This is a genomic window from Acidobacteriaceae bacterium, assembly GCA_028283655.1.
Classification (GTDB): Bacteria; Acidobacteriota; Terriglobia; order Terriglobales; family Acidobacteriaceae; genus Granulicella.
On record JAPWKE010000001.1, the window covers coordinates 218,146 to 236,960 of the forward strand.

17 protein-coding genes are annotated in these 18,815 nt (G+C 60.8%); 9 read left to right on the plus strand and 8 right to left on the minus strand.

Features of this window, described 5'->3' with window-relative positions; genetic code table 11:
- Positions 1–143: 143 nt before the first annotated feature.
- On the plus strand, positions 144–1,928 hold the full coding sequence (locus PW792_00980; GenBank protein ID MDE1160499.1) for a DUF885 domain-containing protein: 1,785 nt from the start codon (positions 144–146) through the stop codon (positions 1,926–1,928).
- A 44-nt stretch (positions 1,929–1,972) separates the two neighbouring features.
- Here PW792_00980 and PW792_00985 read toward each other — a convergent pair whose 3' ends face one another.
- On the minus strand, positions 1,973–2,527 hold the full coding sequence (locus tag PW792_00985; GenBank protein MDE1160500.1) for a thiamine phosphate synthase: 555 nt from the start codon (positions 2,525–2,527) through the stop codon (positions 1,973–1,975).
- Positions 2,528–2,685: 158 nt separating this feature from the next.
- Between PW792_00985 and sthA the strand changes: the two genes are divergently transcribed.
- Both sthA and PW792_00995 read left to right on the plus strand, forming a co-directional pair.
- Positions 2,686–4,080 carry a Si-specific NAD(P)(+) transhydrogenase gene (gene sthA / locus PW792_00990; GenBank protein ID MDE1160501.1) on the plus strand — a complete coding sequence of 465 codons (1,395 nt, stop codon included), beginning with the start codon at positions 2,686–2,688 and terminating at the stop codon, positions 4,078–4,080.
- A 113-nt stretch (positions 4,081–4,193) separates the two neighbouring features.
- Complete coding sequence (locus PW792_00995) at positions 4,194–5,177, plus strand: ROK family protein (GenBank protein MDE1160502.1); 984 nt, start codon at positions 4,194–4,196, stop codon at positions 5,175–5,177.
- 63 nt (positions 5,178–5,240) lie between these two features.
- Here the strand turns inward: PW792_00995 and PW792_01000 are convergent, their stop codons facing one another.
- The 5 genes from PW792_01000 to PW792_01020 all read right to left on the minus strand — a co-directional run bounded on the left by PW792_01000 (position 5,241) and on the right by PW792_01020 (position 11,311).
- Positions 5,241–6,431 (minus strand): MFS transporter, encoded by a 1,191-nt coding sequence (locus PW792_01000; GenBank protein MDE1160503.1) that lies wholly within the window; start codon positions 6,429–6,431, stop codon positions 5,241–5,243.
- Positions 6,432–6,529: 98 nt separating this feature from the next.
- Complete coding sequence (mutM, locus tag PW792_01005; GenBank protein ID MDE1160504.1) at positions 6,530–7,336, minus strand: bifunctional DNA-formamidopyrimidine glycosylase/DNA-(apurinic or apyrimidinic site) lyase; 807 nt, start codon at positions 7,334–7,336, stop codon at positions 6,530–6,532.
- 22 nt (positions 7,337–7,358) lie between these two features.
- Positions 7,359–8,381: a hypothetical protein gene (locus PW792_01010; protein MDE1160505.1), complete on the minus strand. Its 1,023-nt coding sequence runs from the start codon at positions 8,379–8,381 to the stop codon at positions 7,359–7,361.
- Positions 8,378–9,562 (minus strand): polysaccharide biosynthesis C-terminal domain-containing protein, encoded by a 1,185-nt coding sequence (locus PW792_01015; GenBank protein MDE1160506.1) that lies wholly within the window; start codon positions 9,560–9,562, stop codon positions 8,378–8,380. Before PW792_01015 ends, PW792_01010 begins: the two co-directional genes overlap by 4 nt.
- Positions 9,563–9,904: 342 nt before the next feature.
- A complete protein-coding gene (locus tag PW792_01020; protein ID MDE1160507.1) occupies positions 9,905–11,311 on the minus strand; it encodes an APC family permease in 1,407 nt (468 codons plus the stop codon).
- Positions 11,312–11,358: 47 nt separating this feature from the next.
- Between PW792_01020 and PW792_01025 the strand changes: the two genes are divergently transcribed.
- From PW792_01025 to PW792_01045, 5 genes are all read left to right on the plus strand, one after another.
- On the plus strand, positions 11,359–11,871 hold the full coding sequence (locus PW792_01025) for a DUF1572 family protein (protein ID MDE1160508.1): 513 nt from the start codon (positions 11,359–11,361) through the stop codon (positions 11,869–11,871).
- A gap of 88 nt (positions 11,872–11,959) precedes the next feature.
- Positions 11,960–13,288, plus strand: a complete 1,329-nt coding sequence (locus PW792_01030) for an adenylosuccinate synthase (GenBank protein MDE1160509.1) — start codon at positions 11,960–11,962, stop codon at positions 13,286–13,288.
- An 81-nt stretch (positions 13,289–13,369) separates the two neighbouring features.
- On the plus strand, positions 13,370–13,657 hold the full coding sequence (locus PW792_01035; GenBank protein ID MDE1160510.1) for an antibiotic biosynthesis monooxygenase: 288 nt from the start codon (positions 13,370–13,372) through the stop codon (positions 13,655–13,657).
- Between the two features lie 74 nt (positions 13,658–13,731).
- Positions 13,732–14,235 (plus strand): nuclear transport factor 2 family protein, encoded by a 504-nt coding sequence (locus PW792_01040; GenBank protein ID MDE1160511.1) that lies wholly within the window; start codon positions 13,732–13,734, stop codon positions 14,233–14,235.
- Positions 14,236–14,259: 24 nt separating this feature from the next.
- On the plus strand, positions 14,260–15,246 hold the full coding sequence (locus PW792_01045; protein ID MDE1160512.1) for a nucleoside hydrolase: 987 nt from the start codon (positions 14,260–14,262) through the stop codon (positions 15,244–15,246).
- An 82-nt stretch (positions 15,247–15,328) separates the two neighbouring features.
- Here PW792_01045 and PW792_01050 read toward each other — a convergent pair whose 3' ends face one another.
- Positions 15,329–15,682, minus strand: a complete 354-nt coding sequence (locus PW792_01050; protein MDE1160513.1) for a hypothetical protein — start codon at positions 15,680–15,682, stop codon at positions 15,329–15,331.
- A gap of 225 nt (positions 15,683–15,907) precedes the next feature.
- Positions 15,908–16,504: an HIT domain-containing protein gene (locus tag PW792_01055; GenBank protein MDE1160514.1), complete on the minus strand. Its 597-nt coding sequence runs from the start codon at positions 16,502–16,504 to the stop codon at positions 15,908–15,910.
- A gap of 408 nt (positions 16,505–16,912) precedes the next feature.
- Between PW792_01055 and PW792_01060 the strand changes: the two genes are divergently transcribed.
- Positions 16,913–18,811 carry a 30S ribosomal protein S1 gene (locus tag PW792_01060; protein MDE1160515.1) on the plus strand — a complete coding sequence of 633 codons (1,899 nt, stop codon included), beginning with the start codon at positions 16,913–16,915 and terminating at the stop codon, positions 18,809–18,811.
- Positions 18,812–18,815 lie beyond the last annotated feature (4 nt).

The window sequence follows — 18,815 nt, forward strand, 5'->3', positions numbered from 1 at the left end:
CCTTCATTTTCTCATGCACTGTTTCTTTTGCTACCTAGAGGCTGGAGCGGATGTGGGTCGTATGCTGGAGTGCAACGCAGCGCGCAGGGATATCTGCGCCGCTGTTGCCGATCTCACCCGAATTCTTCAGGAGCCACCTTATCGTGCGTGTTGCCCTTTCTGCCCTTCTGTTCGCTGCTGCCGCCACGGCTGCTGCGCAAACGCCGGTTGCGGCGAAGCCTGTAGACGCTCAGCCTGCCTGGATTGCTCGCTCGGATGCGTTTACGAAGCAGTTGCTGGAGATCAGCCTGCGCTACTCGCCGGAAGAGGCGTCGTCGCAGGGCATTGCCTCGGCAGACGCGCGGATTTCGGTCCCTACGCTGGCGATGGAGAAGAAGCAGCGTGCGGAGGAAGAGGCTGAGGTCGCGAAGCTGAAGGTCGCGCTGAAGACGGAGAAGGACGAGAACGTTCGCCAGGACCTGCAGATTCTGATTCACGCAGAGGAGCTGGGGTTCCGCGAGCAGGAGTTCAGCTGGCAGCATCGAGTGCCCTACAGCAATGCGTCGATGGACGTGTATGGCGGCCTGCAGGTGCTGCTGGATGACCAGATGTCACCGGAGCGTCGCGCGAAGGCGGTGACGCGGTTGAAGGAGTATGCGGGGCTGGAGGGCGGTTATCGCCCGTACACGGACGTGATGATGGAGCGCACGCGGGAGCAGATGGCCAAGCCCGGCGTGATTTATCCCTCGCGGCAGGCGATGCTGACGCAGCTTGGGCGCAATCCGGCGATTGTGGACGGCATTGCCGCGCTGTTTACCAAGTACAAGCTGACGGGGTGGGAAGAAGCCTACGCGACGCTGAAGAAGCAGCTCGCCGCGTATGACGAGTTTGAGCGTTCGACGGTGCTGCCGAAGGCGCGAACAGACTTCCGCCTGACCCCGGAGGAGTACAAGCTTGCGTTTGAGGGCTTTGGCATCGACATCACGCCGGAGCAGATTGCGGCGATGGCCCACAAGGCGTTTGCGGAGTACCAGGCGGAGATGGTTCCGCTGGCGGCGAGCATTGCGAAGAAGCATGGATGGAAGTCGACAGATTATCGCGACGTGATCGCGGAGCTGAAGAAGCAGCAGATTGAAGGCGATGCGATCCTGCCGTTCTACGAGAAGCGGTTGCACGAGATTGAGAAGATCATCGTGGAGCACCAGCTTGTGACGCTGCCGTCGCGGCCTGCGATTATTCGTCTGGGTACACCGGCAGAGAGCGCGCAGTTGCCCGCACCGCACATGGTGCCGCCGCCGTTCCTGCACAACACGGGGCAGCGCGGTGTCTTTGTGCTTCCGCTGAATATGCCTGCTGGAGCGGGCGAGGCGAAGGCCGCCAAGGTGGACGATTACACCTTCGACGCGGCGAGCTGGACTCTGATTGCGCATGAGGCTCGTCCGGGCCATGAACTGCAGTTTGACTCGATGGTGGAGCATGGCGTGTCGAAGGCGCGTGCGCTCTATGCGTTCAACTCCACGAACGCCGAGGGCTGGGGTTTGTATGCGGAGTACATCACGAAGCCGTATATGTCGGAAGAGGGGCAGTTGATCAGCCTGCAGTTCCGTCTGTTGCGCGCGGCGCGTGCGTTCCTTGACCCGGAGTTGCAGGCGGGGAAGATTACTCCGAAGCAGGCCATGGACGTGCTGACGAAGGATGTTTGCTTCTCTGTGCCGTTTGCGAACCAGGAGATGGAGCGTTACACGTTCCGTATGCCGGGACAGGCGAACAGCTACTTCTACGGCTTTACGCGGCTGCTGGCGCTGCGCAAGGAGACGGAAGCAGCGCTGGGGCCGAAGTTTGTGCCGCTGCGCTTCCACGACTTCATTCTGGCGCAGGGATTGCTGCCGCCGAACCTGATGCAGAAGGCGGTGGAGGAACACTTCATCCCGGAAGAGAAGAAGCGGTAGGTCTGGTGGATTGAGGGGAGACGGCGGCCTTTGGCTCGCCGTCTCTATTGCTGCCGCGTCGCGAAGAGGCGGATGGCTGCGATGCCTGCCGCGCCTGCCTGCAGGCAGGCTTCGGTGTTTTCTTCCGTGATGCCGCCGAGCGCCAGTACGGGAATCTTCGTGGCGGCGCGGCAGGCCTCGGCTAATGCCGCGATGCCGGTGCCCGGGACGACGATCCGGCCGGCAATGCGTTTTTCGAAGACAGGGCCAAAGAGGATAAGGTCAGCGGCTTGTTTGTTGGCTCGTTCCACGTCGCAGAGGGTGTGGGCGCTGACGCTGACGAAGGCTCCTGGTATGAGGGAGCGGATTTGTGCGGGGGTGAGTTCGCCCGAGCGGGAGGTCAGGTGGACTCCAGCGGCGTGGGCCGCCATGGCGACGTCTGCCCGGGCGTTGATCAGCAGACGGGAGGAACTGCCCTGGAGGGTTTGCTGCCATTGTTTGGCCATCTGCAACAGATCGCCCGCATTGAGGCTTTTCGCGCGCAGTTGCACGAAATCCACACCCTGCTGCATCCAGCGTTTGAGGTCGTTTTCGGTGGTGGTTTCGTCGGCAATCGCCATTTTCAACATCTGCGCCAGTGTATGCCTCGCTTCTGCCGTTTGTGTTCATCGCTAGAGCCGTTCATCCGAGGGGTCTAGAATAGACAGCGGTTCACTGCTTCACTTTCGCGCCTCTGTGGCGTCTGCATCTTAAAGCTCTGGAGTATGTTTCGACGCCTATGGCTACTGTGTATGACCTTATCGTGATTGGTTCCGGCCCCGCGGGCCAGCGAGCCGCCATCTACGGCGCGAAAGTGGGCAAGAAGGTTGCCCTTGTGGAAAGCCGTGAAGTCGTCGGCGGCGCCTGTATCAACACCGGCACCATTCCGTCGAAGACCATGCGCGAAGCTGTGCTGCATCTCTCCGGCTATAACTACAAGTCGATCTATGGCATGAACTATCGCGTGAAAGAGCGCATCACGATGGCAGATCTCGCCTTCCGCGTTCAGCATGTGATCAAGACCGAGGTCGACGTGACCGATGCGCAGCTCTCGCGGAACAACGTGGAGATGCTGACGGGTGTGGCGAGTTTTGAAGATCCCACGCATGTTCGCGTGACGAACTCGCGCGGGTCGACGGTGTACGAAGCGACGAATATTCTGATCGCCACCGGCACGAAGCCTGCGACCAGCCCCAAGGTGCAGATCAACGGCACGACGATCATCAACTCCGACCTGATCCTGAACCTGACGAACCTGCCGCAGACGATGATCATCGTTGGCGGTGGTGTGATCGGTGTGGAGTATTGCTGCATGTTTGCGGCCCTTGGCGTGCGTGTCACGCTGATTGAGCGCCGCCCGCGGTTGCTGGAGTTTGCTGACACCGAGATGGTGGAGGCGCTGAGCTATCACCTGCGCGATGCGCGTGTGACGATGCGTCTGAACGAAGAAGTCGAGTCGGTCGAAGAGATTGACGGCAAGGTTGTTGCGACGCTTGAGTCCAAGAAGAAGCTGCAGGGCGATGCGTTGCTCTATGCCGTTGGCCGCCAGGGCAATGTGGATGAGTTGAACCTCGCTGCTGCGGGCATTGATGCTGACGCGCGTGGACGTATCCCGGTCGACAAGGACTTCCGTACGAAGTGTCCGTCGGTGTTTGCGGCAGGCGATGTGATCGGCTTCCCGTCGCTGGCTTCGGTCTCGATGGAGCAGGGCCGCATTGCGGCAGCGCGTGCGTTCGGCGATGTGACGATTGTGTCGAATCCGAGCTTCTATCCCTATGGCATCTATACGATCCCGGAGATCAGCTTTATCGGCAAGACCGAAGAGCAGTTGACGGAGGAAGATGTGCCGTACGAAGTGGGTCTGGCGTACTACCGCGAGATTGCGCGTGGCCAGATTCGCGGCGATACGACGGGACGTTTGAAGCTGATCTTCCACCGCGAAACACACTCGATTCTGGGCGTTCACATCATCGGCGAAGGTGCGGCAGAGTTGCTGCATATTGGCCAGGCGGTGATGGCGCTGGGCGGTAAGATCGACTACTTCGTGGAGACGGTTTTCAACTACCCGACGCTCGCGGAGTGCTACAAGGTTGCAGCATTTAATGGCCTCAATCGCGTCTCCCGTCTCGACTAATTGAGCGATTCCCGTTGACGACAGCGGGTTTCGCGTTCTACCGTCACAGAACCTCGCGGCTTTCTGGCCGCATGACCGTCCAACAAAGTAGCCGGGAAGAGGGGATCGCGATTATGTCGACGACCGTCATTGCACCGCCACCGACGTCGGGTACGCCCGAAGGCCATGGCCACGTTACGACCATTGGCGTCATCCTGACGCAGCGTATTTATGCGGGCGTGATCCATAACGGCACGCTTGCGGGCGAGTTGAAGATCTTTCCCGACAGCCCGATTCCTGAGGATGAGGACGACGACAACTCGCTGGTGGAGTTGCCGGCTGAGTCGCTTGTGGCGGCGATTTGCGATGTGGTGCTGCCGCTGGCGCGGACGCATGAGTCGCATCTGCAGGCCATCGGTGTGGCGATTCCGGGCCTTGTCCGCAATGGTTCGGTGGAGGACGCGCCGAACTTTCCGCAACTGAAGGGCGAGCGGCTGGAGCAGCGCATTACGCAGGCCCTGGCGGACCGCGGGCTGAAGACGCGGGTCTGCGTGTTGAACGATGCAGACGCGATGGCAGCAGGGTTGGCTTCGACGCATGGCAAGCTTGACCGCAACATCCGTGTCTGGACGCTGGGGACGGGCATTGGCTACGGCGTGTACCCGTTCATGGAAGGCGCGTGGGAAGGCGGCCACACGGTCGTTACGCTGGATGATCGCGAGAACTACTGTGGTTGCGGCGGGCGTGGGCATCTGGAAGGCATCATGGGCCATCGTGCAATGCGCCTGCGCTTCCTGGACATGGAGCCTGAAGAGGTTTTCGAAGCAGCCAATCGCAAAACGTCGCCGGACCATCGCTGCCTGGAGTTCAAGAAGCTTTGGCATCGTGCGCTGGCTGCAGCAACGGCGAGTGCCGTGCATATCTCGGGCGGTGGTAAGTTCTTCCTCACTGGCTTCAATGTCCGCTTCCTGGATATGAACATGCTGCGGCAGTATCTGAGCGAGATGGTGAAGATGAGCTGCCTGCAGAACTACTCGATGGAAGTGGTGCCGGATGACCAGGCGGTACGCGTGCTGGGTGCAGCGGTTGCCGCCAGCCAGATGTGCTCGCGTAGCTAAACGTTTCTGCAAACGAGCGGGGCATGGCCTAGGCCATGCCCCACTTTGTATTTGGGCGTGTGACTAGTGGAAGGCGACGAAGTCCAGCGGCGGACCGGCGTCGGGGTCAGAGAGCATAGTCTTGTCGAGTCGGCGGGCCCATAGCGCCATGAAGATCACGGAGACTGCGACGGCAGCGGCCGCGAGTGGAAGCTTTTTGTAGCTGCAGCCGGTGGCGATCATGACGCCGCCGAGGCTGGCTCCAAGGGCGTTGCCCAGGTTGAACGCGCCTTGATTGAGGGTGGAGGCGAGGTTCGGAGCGCGGCGGGCCTTTTCTACGATGCGCGCCTGCAGCGGTGCTCCGGCGGCGAAGTGCACGAGGCCCCATAGGAGCACGATGGCGGCCATGGGCCAGCGGTAAGGCATGGCTAGCGGCATCACGAGCAGTACGGCGGCGACGGCGGCATATCCGCCGACGATGGTGAGCATCTGCCGCCAGTCGCTGAGCTTTCCGCCGAGCAGATTGCCCACCGTGATGCCGACACCAAAGAGGACGAGCACCCAGGTGATGGCGCCTTCGGAGAGGTGCGTGGCTGTGCCCAGCATGGGGGCGATGTAGGTGAAGACGGTGAAGAGCGAGACGGAGCTGAGCGTAGAGAGTGCAAGTACGAGCAGCACCTTGGGCTTGATGACCGTGGCGATTTCGTGGCGAAGCTCGACGGGTTCCAGGGGCTGCGTGGGGACGAGGAAGATCAGGCCGAGCATGGCGATGAGGCCGATAGGCACGAGGCAAAGGAAGGTCGCTCGCCAGGTGAGTGCGTGGCCGATGGCGGTGCCGGCGGGGACGCCGAGGACGTTGGCGAGCGTGAGCCCGGTGAACATGGTGGCGATGGCCTGGGCCCGCTTGTTCTTCGGTACGAGGTTCGAGGCGACGACGCTGCCGGTGCCGAAGAAGGCTCCATGGCAGAGAGCGGTGATGATGCGGGCGCAGAGCATCAGCTCAAAGTTTGGCGCGTAGGCGCAGCAGATGTTGCCGATCAGGAAGAAGCTCATCAGGATGATGAGTGAGCGTTTGCGCTCGACGCGGGCGAGGGCCATCGCCACCAGCGGCGAGCCGAAGGCGACGCTGAACGCGTAAACCGAGACGATGACGCCTGCTTTGGGGATGCTGATGGAGAACGAATGCGCGAGGTCCGGCAGCAGACCCATGATGACGAACTCAGAGGTGCCGATGCCGAAGGCGGCTACCGTCAGCGCCAGAATGGCTTTTCGCATAACGCCCATCGTAGCGTGAATGCAGGGTTTCGGGGGGAGGGTTTCGGGTGGAGCGGTAGATTCGCGCTGCGTTCCGGGCGTTCTAAACCCTGTGTCGTTTACTTCTGGCAGTGTGGGCAGTAGACCGTGGTGCGGCCGCCTACGACGATCTTTTTGAGAGGCGTGGCGCAGTCTTTGCACTCTTCTCCGGCGCGGCTGTAGACCTTGTGCTCGAGCTGGAAGAAGCCGCGGACCCCGTCGGCGTCCACGTAATCAGAGACGGAGGAGCCGCCGAGCTGGATGGCGTGTAGCAGCACGGCCTGCAGGGCGGTGTGGAGCTTGAGGAGCTCGAGCTTCGTGAGCTTGCCCGCGTGCTTCGTGGGGCGGATGCCGGCGCGGAAGAGGCTTTCGTCGGCGTAAATGTTGCCGACCCCATGCAGGATGGACTGGTTGAGCAGCGCGGCCTTGATGGCGAGTTTGCGTGCTTTGAAGAGCGTGGAGAAGGCGTCGGCGGTGACGGTGGTGGGCTCAACGCCGGGGCCTTCGTAGCCTTCGGCGAGAGACAGGCGGCCGAAGCGACGTGGATCCACGAAGCGGAGTTCGCGGCCGTCGGCGAAGGAAAGTACAGCGTGCGTGTGTGGCGGCAGCGGCACGGCTTGCTGCGAGACGAGCAGGCGGCCGGTCATGCCGAGATGCACGAGGAACTGCCCGGCTGGCTTTTTCTTGCGCGCCAGTTCGATGGCGATCGTTTTGCCGACGCGCCGGACGCGGTCGATCGTCGCGCCGGTGAGGGCTTCGACGATCTCGGCTTCGGGTGTTTTGAAGGTCTGCGGCTTGCCGCTGGTCCACACGCTGACAATGCGCTGTCCGCGGACGCGGGCGTCTACGCCGTTGGCAACTGTTTCGACTTCGGGGAGTTCGGGCACAAGCTCAGGATAGCTGGTTCAGCTACTGAGGAACTCGCATCGAGGGAGCGAGGCGTTCGTAGGCTTCGCTGAAGAGTACTTCGAGGCGGCCATCACGGGCGGCTTGAACGATGTCGGGATGCTCGTCGAGATCGTCGACGCAGACGGTTTTCTTGCGGAAGTAGGCGAGGTCAGAGAGACGGGGATAGTTGCCGGAGCCTGCGACGCTGCCGAAGTCGAGGAAGCGGTGCTGCTGGTAGAACGGCGTCGTGTAGACGTTGATATTGCTTCCGCTGGTCCAGCCGTTGGTGAACATGCGTGCGCCTTCACTCTCGAGGCGGAGGATGAAGTAGCTGCGGATCATCACGCGGATGATTCGGCGAAAGAAGGGGAGGGGAGCGTCTCCGCTGTCGAGCAGCCCGGCGTAGTAACGGCCGTCGCGGTCGAGGTATCGCAGGAAGCTATCCCAGCTGCGGTCTGCGTCTTCTTCGAAGAGCGCGCGGCCCCGGATGAGGGAAGGGGCTACGCCGTGGTATCCGCAGAACTGCTCAAGCAGGGCCTCGGAAAAGAGAAAGACACCGCAAAAGACGAGGCGTTCGCGGCCAAGCAGAAGGTCGAGCCCGGCTTTGCGGTTGACGTTGGCCTGCAGGAGATTTTTCAACGGCATCAGTCGCTGCCGCACCTTCAGCTTGCTGATGCGCTGCCGGGCCGCCGTGTCGAACTCAGAGTCCGGCTTGCTGAAGTGCAGAACTCCGCGTGGGTACAGAGGCTGTGGGCGGAAGCGTGAGCCGGCTGGGAGGTCGCTGCTGCCGACGAAGAGAGCGACGAGTTCGGCTGCTTCGCCGAGTTGCCTTTGCGCTTGCTGCAGTGGAGCTTCGGTCTGTACGCCGTCCCAGAAGATGAAGTAGAAGCGTGTGTCGGGCTGGTCGCGTCGGTCGGTAGGCACTCGCTCGAGCGAGTCGAAGAAGATGGCTGTGCCGGGACCTTCGCTGAGCTCGGGATTTGAGCGCACGCCGAGGTATCCCCACCAGAGTTTGGAGCTATCCAGCCGAAGTTCTGCGATCACTGTTCTTCCTCGGCGGGACGGCTGGTGCGGAGGATACGACGGAGCAGGGCGGCAGGACGAACGGATTCAGGGATGTCCCAGAGGCTGCGAATGAAGTCGGGCAGGTTGTCGTGGGTGAGCTTCAGCGAAGTCGGCAGAACGTAGTAGTTCATGATGAGCTCGCCGAGAATGAGAGACGAAGCTGCCCCAAACAGACCGTAATGGCGCGCGAGCACGTAGGTGAAGATAACCGTCAGGCCGGTGGCGATGATGTAGTAGACGCTTAGCTTCTGATGCTGGTTGGTGGCAGCCAGCAGCGTGGAGCTGGTGGACCAGAGCGAGTAGCAGACGACAACGCCGAGCAAAATGGCGAGCAGGCCCTTGCTTGGTGGGACGTGGCCAGCGGTCCAATGGGTCAGGAACCAGGGACCAAAGCTCATCATGGCTGCGACCAGCGCAAGAGCGATGCCAAGCGCAAGCTGGCAGGAGCGGCGGTGCAGAAGCTTGACGAGGTCCCAGTTCTTGGCACCGAAGGCCAGGGAGAGTTCGGGCCAGAAGGTGGAGTTCACCATTTGCACCATTTGCAGTGCAACACGGGAGACCTGCCGAGCGGTGGAGAAGATCACAACATCCAGCGGGCCGAGAGCGTACTGCACGGCGAGCACGGTTCCCTGGAGGTTGAAGGCGTTACCTAGCGGGAAGCCCAGAAAGGCGATGGCCGGGCCGCTCATGCGCTTGATCTCGTTCCAGCTGGCATGTTGCCAGCCGAAGCGCAGCCAGGGGATGTCGTAGCGCACCTTGATCGCAAGAATGATGGTGCCGACGATGTTGGCGAGCGCGTAGACGAGCGCGGTAGTGCGTGCGCCTTTATGCATCATCACCGGAATGATCATGGCGGCGAAGGCCAGCAGCGAGATGATGCTCTTGTAGAACGAGCCTTCGGCGTAGCGGGCGATGCAGGTGTAGGCTGCGCCGAGGAGTTGCTCGAGCTGGCCGAGGAGCACAGCGATGCCGAGGTAGAAGATGATCCAGCGAGCGTCTGAGAGTTGGATCGCCGTGAGCTTCAGCATCTTGTCGATGGGAGCGAAGTAGACGACTGGACCGAGCAGGAGGCCAACGGTAGAGCAGGCAGCGGTGATCAGCCACCAGCAACTTTGAAAGACGCGCAGCGTTCCTTCGCGGTCGCCAGCGGACTCCCGCATGGTCATGTCATTGCCCGCTACGGAGCCAAAGCCGATGTTGCTGAACGCGAGGTACGAGGGGATCGCATTGACGATAACCCATTCGCCGTAAAGCGTGGTTCCCCAGAAGTGAAGGAAGATGGGAACCTGGGCAAAGGTGATGATGGAGCTGGAAAGGCGGCTTATCCAGTTGGAAAGGAAGCCGAGATACAGCCGTCGCTGCGTTTTTGTATCGATGGTTCTACCCTCGTGGCAAACGGCCGTGGCCTGCTGCGTTTTTCCCTGACGAAAATTCGGTTGGGTGGCAGCAGCCCCAGTATATCGGCCACCTGCTGTAGATGGCTTCAGATGATTGTGACGGGCTCAGGCCGTGCGACGGCTGCGTAGCGTGTAGAAGAGATAGCCCAGGGCGTTTACGCCAACTGTTGTCAGCACGATCTTTACGGTGAACGCCGAGGCGCTGCCTACGACGACGAACGGATAGGCGTTCAGCAGGGTAGCGAAGAGCGTGGCGAGGACACCTATGCCGCATAGCCAGGCGGCCCAGCGGGGCATGGCTTTGCGGATGGCCCGTGCGCCGCAGATGGGAATGAGGAACATGGCGAGGTAGGCGAGGTTGTAGAACTCGCTGGAAGCGTCGTTCAGTACACCGAAAGCTTCTGCGGCGTGGACGCCAGCGGATGCCAGTACCAGCAGGGCTGCCACCACGAGGCTGGTGAGCAGGATGGAGTTGGCCGGGATCTTACGGCTGTTGAGCCGCGCGAACCATTCGGGGATCATGTGGTCCCAGCCTGCGGTCATGGGCAGGCGCGTAGCGCCGGTGAAAAGGTAGCTTGCTGCGCCGATGATGCGGATCTGCAGCAGGAGCATGATGATCTTCGCGACCCAGGCCATGGGGCCGTGCTCGCCGAAAGCCTGCGCGAGTGTCTGCGGGATGGGCGCAACGTAGTTGATGGCGTCGCCCGAGTGCAGGCCGTGGAAGGTCATCACCGAGGCCGTTCCCAGCGTGAACATGAGGAAGACGATGGGGGTGGCGATGATGACGGAGCGGCTGATGGCGCTTTCGGCGGCGTGGGTTTCGCCGGCCATGATGGCGATGTACTCCAGCCCGGCGGCGGCGAAGAGGACCTGGCCGATCAGCGAGAGCGAGGTGAGATCATGAGCCGGGAGATGCAGCGGCGCGGGGTTCCAGTGGATGTGCGCACCGTGGGCCAGCGCCCAGAGCGGAGCGACGATGAGCAGGGCGAAGGCGGCGATCATGGCCGCGCCGGAGATGTTGTGCAGCCACTTGCCCCAGCCGAGCCCGCGTAGCGCGACCCACATCAGCACCAGCACGATGACGGCGAGGATGCTGTAGACGACCTTATGGTTTTCGGGCAGTGAGGCGGCGCGCGGGCCGATCATGAACGCCATTTCGCTGGGGATCTGGAAGAGGATGGCGGCGATGGAGCTGATCGCGTAGGCCCAGACGTTGAAGGCAACCATGAAGCCGACGGCGTCGCCGAAGGCCTTGCGGGCCCAGACGTAGAGGCCGCCTTCGAGGGGCATGGCGCGGTTCAGGTAGAAGACGGCAACAGCCATGGGGGCGTAGAAGCAGACGAACGCCGCAACCCACACAAGGAACTCACCGCGACCCAGCCCGGCGGCGATGCCGACCCAGGAACTGCCGACGACGGTAAGCACCTGCGCGAGAACGAGATCGCGCATACGCAGTTGGCGATGCAGGCCATGTTGGCTGAGTTCGGGGGAAGGGGTTTCCTCGGAGACCATTGCGGCTATCCTCGCACAGCCGTCGCTCCGGGTACTATGGCAGCATTATGGCCGATGCAAATGCGCTTGCCGCCGCTTTTACCGAGTACGCGATCTGGAGTCTGAACCGCAGCGAAGTGCAGATTGGGCACTGCCTGGGACGTCTGAGCGAAGAGCAGATGCAGCAGCGTGGTGGCGACCACGAGAACTCGATTGTGAACCTGCTGCTTCATCTCGACGGAAACATCCGGCAGTGGGTTCTGCACGGTGTTGCCGGGCAAGAGGACGTGCGGCAGCGTGAGCAGGAGTTTGATCTTTCCCCGAAGCTCTCGGGCAGGGAAGCGTTCTCTCAGCTGCAGGGCACGCTGGCGGCTTGCCGGGAGGCGTTTGCGGCGGTTTCCGCGGACCGTCTGCTGGAGATCATCGATCCGCAGCCGTCAGGAAGCTATCGTTTCCCGACCGTGATGGCAGCGTCGGCGCGGGCGTTTGGGCATCTCGAATATCACACCGGGCAGATTATTTTGCTGACCAAGCAGATCGCGGCGACGGACCTCGATCTGACAATTCCGAGGAAACGTTGAGCCTCCTGCCGAAGCTGAGGCGGTATAATGACACAAAGGCGCGGTGGTTTTGCCCGCGTACTTTTGCCTTCCGGAGCACATCCCGCTCGTGATCACCAGAACCCAGCCGAAGTCAGCCGTCATTCTTGGAGCCCAGTGGGGCGATGAAGGCAAAGGCAAGATTGTCGACGTTCTCAGCGAAAAGTTCGACATCGTTGCACGTTACGCCGGTGGCCACAATGCTGGTCATACCGTCATCATCGAAGGTAAGAAGATCGTTCTGCAGCTTATTCCGTGTGGCGTACTGCGCCCCGGCTGCGTGGGCGTGATCGGCAACGGCGTCGTCCTCGACCCAGCCGCTTTCCTTGCCGAAATCAAAAAGTTGAAGGACGCTGGTCTGCCTGCGCATGACCCTGCTGCCAAGCAGCTCTTCATCTCCAACCGTGCGCAGGTCATCCTGCCGTACCATCGCATGATCGAGCTGGCAGCAGAGACCGCTCCCGGTCGTCAGACGATTGGAACGACGCGTCGCGGTATTGGACCGGCGTATGAAGACAAGATTCATCGCAACGGCCTGCGTGTGGCCGACCTGCTGAACACCTCGCTGCTGCGTACGCACATCAACAACGCCTGCCACGAGAAGAACACCATTGCGCATGCTCTCTTCGGCACCGAGCCGCTCGATCCGAAGCAAATGTACGAAGACTACGTTCGCTTTGCCGAGCAGCTGGCACCGTATGTGACCGATACGGCCGAGATGCTGAACAAGGCGCTCGACAACGGCAAGAGCGTGATGTTCGAAGGCGCGCAGGGTGCGTTGCTCGACATCGACCACGGAACGTATCCGTTTGTCACCAGCTCGAACTGCACCTCGGGTGGCGCTGTGACCGGTACGGGCGTTGGTCCGACCAAGATCGGTACGGTCATCGGTGTGACGAAGGCGTATGTGACGCGTGTGGGTGAAGGCCCGTTCCCGACAGAAGACTTTGGCCAGGATGGCGAACTGCTGGCTCGTCGCGGCAATGAGTTTGGTGCTGTGACCGGACGCCCGCGTCGCTGCGGCTGGCTGGATCTGCCGCTGCTTCGCTACTCGAACATGATCAACTCCACCGAGTGGCTGGTGGTGACGAAGATGGACGTGATGGACGAGCTGGAAGAGATCAAGGTCTGCACGGCATACAAGGTCGACGGCAAGCTGACGGATACGATCCCGGCTGACATCCGCGGCTTCAAGACGATTGAGCCGATTTATACGACGGTGAAGGGCTGGAACTGCTCGACCGAAGGCATCACCGAGTACGACAAGCTGCCGAAGCTGGCGCAGGAGTACCTGGAGTTTGTGGCTCAGGAGTCGGGAGCGAAGATTGGTATGATCTCGACCGGCCCGGATCGTGTCCAGACGATGACACTGCCCGATTTTGCTGCTGTTCTCGGTTAGACTTCGTTTTTTCGTTTCTCGCAACGCGGCGGAGGAATAAGCTTTCCTTCGCCGCGTTCTTTCTTTTCAAAGGGCTTATTCATGATCTCCTTCGCTGTTCGTATGACCTTCCGCTCGGAAGACCACCAGGATATTCAGCACGATCTCGTCGAGCTGACGCGGCTTTCGCGTCAGGAGCCGGGCTGCGTCAGCTACATTCCGCACTGGGTCGAAGGGCATCCGGACACGGTTCTTATCTATGAGCAGTATCGGGATGAGGGGGCGGTGGAGCACCATCGCGGCACCGAGCACTTCAAACAGCATGCGATTGGCGGGCTTTACCAGAAGATGCTCGAGCGGCATGTCGAGAATCTGCACGCGATTGCGTAGTCTTTCCCCAGGGCTACTGCGTCTTTTGACGTATGCCACGCTTCCGGTCTAACATCCGCGATAAGTCAATGCGCTTGCTCAGCACATCCCGTCGACTCATCGTTTTCGCGCTGGTCGCGTTCGTTTTTGCGAGCGCGGCTTTTGCCTTTGCACCCAAGGTCAAGAAGGCGGCCAAGCGTGATCTGCGCGCCGAAGTGCTCGCCATTGACGACCAGTGGCGGAAGGCGACCTCAAGCAACGACACCGTGGTGATGGACAAGCTGATGTCGGACGACTATCTGGGGATCAGCGGCAACGGGCAGGTAATGACCAAGTTGCAGCAGATTGACCGGATGCGCGACCGCACCATGATGGTCACGAGCCTTTCCACGGACGATGTGAAGGTGAAGCTAATCGGGCAGAGAGTGGCGATTGTGACCTCCTCTGCCGATCTGGACGGCAGCATCGACGGGCACAAGGTTCATGGCCGCTTCCAGTCCACGCGCGTCTACCAGCGTCGCCCGACGGGGTGGAAGATTACAAACTTTGAAGCGACGCCGATGCGCCCGTACCCGCACGGCTCCCCTCACGACGAGTAGCCGTTTCGCATTATGCTGAAGGGCATGGCTCTGAAGCGTTTCCTGGCTGTTGCCGCCTTCGTGTTTGTTGCCGCAGCTCCGTTGCGATCTCTTGCACAGTCCCCAGCGAAGCCGCAGCTCGTGGTCTTCGATACCGATATCGGCGATGACATCGATGATGCCTTTGCGCTAGGTCTGTTGCTGAACAGCCCTTCGGTTCATTTGCTGGGTGTGACAGCTGATTGGGGTGATACGGCGTTGCGGGCCCGTTTGCTCGATCGCTTCCTGGCCGAGACGGGGCATACGGAGATTCCGGTGTTTGCCGGGCCGGAGAAGACGCACCCGCAGATGGCGAGCTTTACGCAGAAGCGTTGGGCCGAACGTTCTCCGGCAAAGACGCATGGCGATGCGGTGGCTTTTCTGCTTGAGATGGCGACGCAGCATCCCGGCGAGGTGACGGTTGTGGCTGTCGGTCCGATGACAAACCTGGGTGCAGCGTTTGAGCGCGACCCGGCCGCCTTTCGCAAGCTTCGTCGCATAGTGATGATGGGTGGTTCGGTGCGCCGGGGATACGGCGAGCCGCCGTTCCTGCTGCCGCGCAACCAACCTTCGGCTGAGTACAACATCAAGATGGATATTGCCGGGGCGAAGAAGGTTTTTGACAGCGGTGTTCCTCTGTTTGTGCTGCCGCTGGATGGCACGCAGATTCCGGTGGACGAGACGAAGCGGTCGTTGATCTTTAGTGCCAGCACACCGCTGACGGACGTTCTTGCACTGCTGACCGCGCAGTGGATGGCGAACCAGCACTGGCCGGTTCCGACGGCGTTCGATGCGGTGGCGGCCCTGTATGCGATTGATCCGGCAACCTGCCCGATGACGCTGATACATCTTGAGGTGGACGCCGAGGGGTATACGCGCGAGCGGCCTGGAACTCCCAATGCGGAGGTCTGCCTGCACAACGACTCAGACCGCTTCTTTCAGCGCGCGATCCCGATCTGGCTTCGGGGTTCAGAGAATGCACCTGAACGGTAGGCGCACAGAGGGCACAGAGCGCAAAAACTCGATCCGAGGATCGAGTTTGCTCTTTGCAGGAAGTGCTGTGACGTTATGCCAGCTACGCCACTTGCCGGGTGATCTCTTCGAGGACAGCTCGCGCTGTCGTTTCTGCTGCCGTCGTGGAGGCTACGGTTGCCTTCGCGGGAGCAGCCTTTACCGGAGCAGAGAGGCCAAGAATATTGAGCCCCAGAGCGCGGCGGAATAAGGAGCGCGTCGAACCAGTCAGGCGAGCATCTTCCGGTTCGGATCCCAAACCTGCGAGATGAGCCTGAATCGCGAGCGGCGCGTAGTCGGCAGCACCGTCCTGCGGCTGCCGCATCTGTAGTTCAGTCACGAAGGCCATCCCGCCATGGCTGTTCCGGCGGGAGGAGCTACGGTTACCATCAATCGGCAAAATGCTTGGAGTTGGCATGGCAAAGTTCCTCGAGTCGCGGAAAGCGATCATTAGTAACTATGACGCCGGTACTTTGGTGGGAGTTGTCTTTCAGGTACTTGTTCACAAAAATTTAGCAGAACGAAAATAAGCAGTAACGACAAGGGTTTGCGCGATTTGGCTTGGTAACCAAGCAGGCAAACCTTTGCCTGCTCCGCTTGGTACGGCGCACTGGTTTTGGGGTAACTTCTGCTGCCCGAACGACTAAGCGGCAGAAGTGGGCGCTTCTGTGGGATCTTCGGCGAGTGCTTTGCGGAGGCGGTGCCAGCTGTCGTCGAGCATCTCGGGAAGAACGCGTGTCTCGCCAACGACTGTCATGAAGTTCGTGTCTCCGCTCCAGCGCGGGACGGCGTGCAGGTGGACGTGGTGGGCGACTCCGGCACCGGCAGCTTCGCCCAGGTTCAGCCCCATATTGATGCCGTCGGGCTTGTAGACCACGCGGAGGACGCGTTCGGCCCGGCGAGCCAGCCGCATCATCTCGTCGGTGGTGGCCGCAGGCAGCGCTGCGAGCGAGGCTTCGTGCTGATAGGGAACCACCATCAGATGGCCGCCGTTGTAGGGAAAGGCGTTCAGGACGAGGTAGCAAAACTCGCCGCGATCGAGGATCCAGGTCGACTTTTCGGCGGCTTCGCGAGCCATGCCATGTTCGACGGCCCACTCGACCGAGGCCAGCATGTTGCAGAAGACGCAGTGATGGTCGCCGGGCCAGGCTTCCAGGGCCTCCGGCACGCCTCGTTTGGTGCTACGTTTTTCTCCACCTGTTACGTACGCGTAGCGCCACGGCGTCCAAAGCCTATCCATCGAGCCTCCATCCAGCCGAGTATACCGGCGAGGGTGGAGAGGACGGCTTCTCAAGGGACGATTGGACAAGCGCTTTGTTCGTTCTGCGACTAAATGGCGTGTGGTGCATCTGAAGGGGAAGGCCGTGCTTTGTTGAAAGCCCGTTGCAGCGGCCAAAATCAAAGGTTTTCGATGACCCTGCAATTGACCGCTTGTTCTGGCGGCTGCTACACTTGATCTTGTAGCCCATGCGTGCGGGATCCAAGACGCACTGGGTTGAGCAACACCTTCACTCCCGCCTGACATCTCGACCTGTAGTTTCGGCCACCTTGGCCGCGTGTCCTCACGCCACCAACGTTCCGGCTCTGCAAGTCGCTGCTCGATGTACGGACGCCAGTGAACAAAGGATCCCGGAGAACACACATCAGCATGCCTGACAACATCACTTCAACCGAGAGCACAGCCCTGAACACCACACTTGAACCCACCTCCAACGAAGCGGTAGCCGAAACCCCGGCAACCGAAACCACCGCCACCAACCTCATCGAAGAGCAGACCACTCCGGTTGCTGCTGCTGTCGCTATCAACGAAGAGCCCGAGTACGACGCGGACGATTTCGCGAAGGCACTTGAGAGCTTTGATCGCGAGCAGGCTGCCGAAAAGGACGCTGCCCAGTCGATGACTGCTGAAGAGTCCATCGTCGTCGGCACCGTTGTGAAGATCACCGACAAGCACGTCGTGGTCGACATCGGTCTGAAGAGCGAAGGTCTTATCCCGCTGGACCAGGTCGTCGATCACACCGGCGCGCCCAAGTTCAACGTGGGTGACAGCGTGGAAGTGGTTGTGGAGCGTGAAGAGGCCGAAGGCGGCTATCTCGTTTCGCACGAGAAGGCCCTGCGTCACAAGGTCTGGGACACTCTCGAAGAAGCCTGCAACTCGAAGACCCCGGTGAAGGGCATGGTCCTTTCGCGTGTCAAGGGTGGTCTGACCGTTGATATCGGCATCAAGGCATTCCTGCCTGGCTCGCAGGTCGAAGTGCGCCCCGTGCGCAACCTCGACGGCTACATCGGCCAGGAACTGGAAATCCGCGTCATCAAGCTGAACAAGAAGCGCGGCAATGTCGTGGTTTCCCGCAAGGAAATCCTCGAGGAAGAGCAGAACGCCAAGAAGGACGTTACGCTTCAGAACCTCGAAGAAGGCGCAGTCTTCACCGGTGTTGTGAAGAACCTGACCGATTACGGCGCATTCGTTGATATGGGCGGCCTCGATGGTCTGCTGCACATCACCGATATGAGCTGGGGCCGTCTCACCCACCCGCGTGACCTCGTCAACGTGGGCGATGAGATCCAGGTCAAGGTTCTCAAGTTCGACAAGGAAAAGTCGCGCGTTTCGCTCGGCTTCAAGCAGCTCACGCCTGATCCGTGGCTCGACGCCGTTGAGCGTTACCCGGTGGGCGCACAGGTTCGTGGCCGCGTACTCTCGGTCACCGACTACGGTGCGTTCGTCGAACTCGAGCAGGGTATCGAAGGCCTGGTCCACGTCAGCGAGATGACCTGGTCCAAGCGCATGAAGCACCCGTCGAAGATGGTCAAGCCCGGCGATGAAGTCGACACGATCATCCTCTCGGTGAACCCGAACGACCGCCGCATTTCGCTTGGCATGAAGCAGCTCCAAGACAACCCCTGGGAAGAGCTTGAAGGCAAGTATCCGGTGGGCATGGAAGTGGAAGGTCGCGTTCGCAACCTGACCGACTTCGGTGCATTCATCGAAATCGAAGACGGCATCGACGGCCTGGTTCACGTTTCGAACCTGTCGTGGACCAAGCGCATCAAGCATCCTTCGGAAGTGCTGAAGAAGGGTGAGAAGGTCAAGGCTGTTGTTCTCGGCGTCGAGCCGGAAAACCGTCGCCTCTCGCTCGGCATCAAGCAGCTTCAGCCGGACGTCTGGGACACCTTCTTCGCTCAGCACCGCGTCGGTGACGTGGTCAAGGGCAAGGTTCTTCGCACCGCTCAGTTCGGCGCGTTCATTGAGCTGGCTGAAGGCGTTGAAGGCCTCTGCCACGTATCGGAAGCAGTGGATGAGAGCGGTCGTCAGCTCGAACTCAACGCTGGTGACGAGCACGAGTTCAAGATCGTCAAGATGAGCCAGGAAGAGAAGAAGGTTGGCCTGAGCATCAAGGCGGTTGGCGAAGAAGCTTCACGTGCGGAAGTCGAGTCCTACAAGGAATCGGCACGCGGCGGAAGCAGCAAGAGCCAGAACTCCTCGAGCAACTCCGGTTCCACCACACTGGGCGACCTGCTCAAGTGGAAGCAGAGCGAAAACGACTAACCCT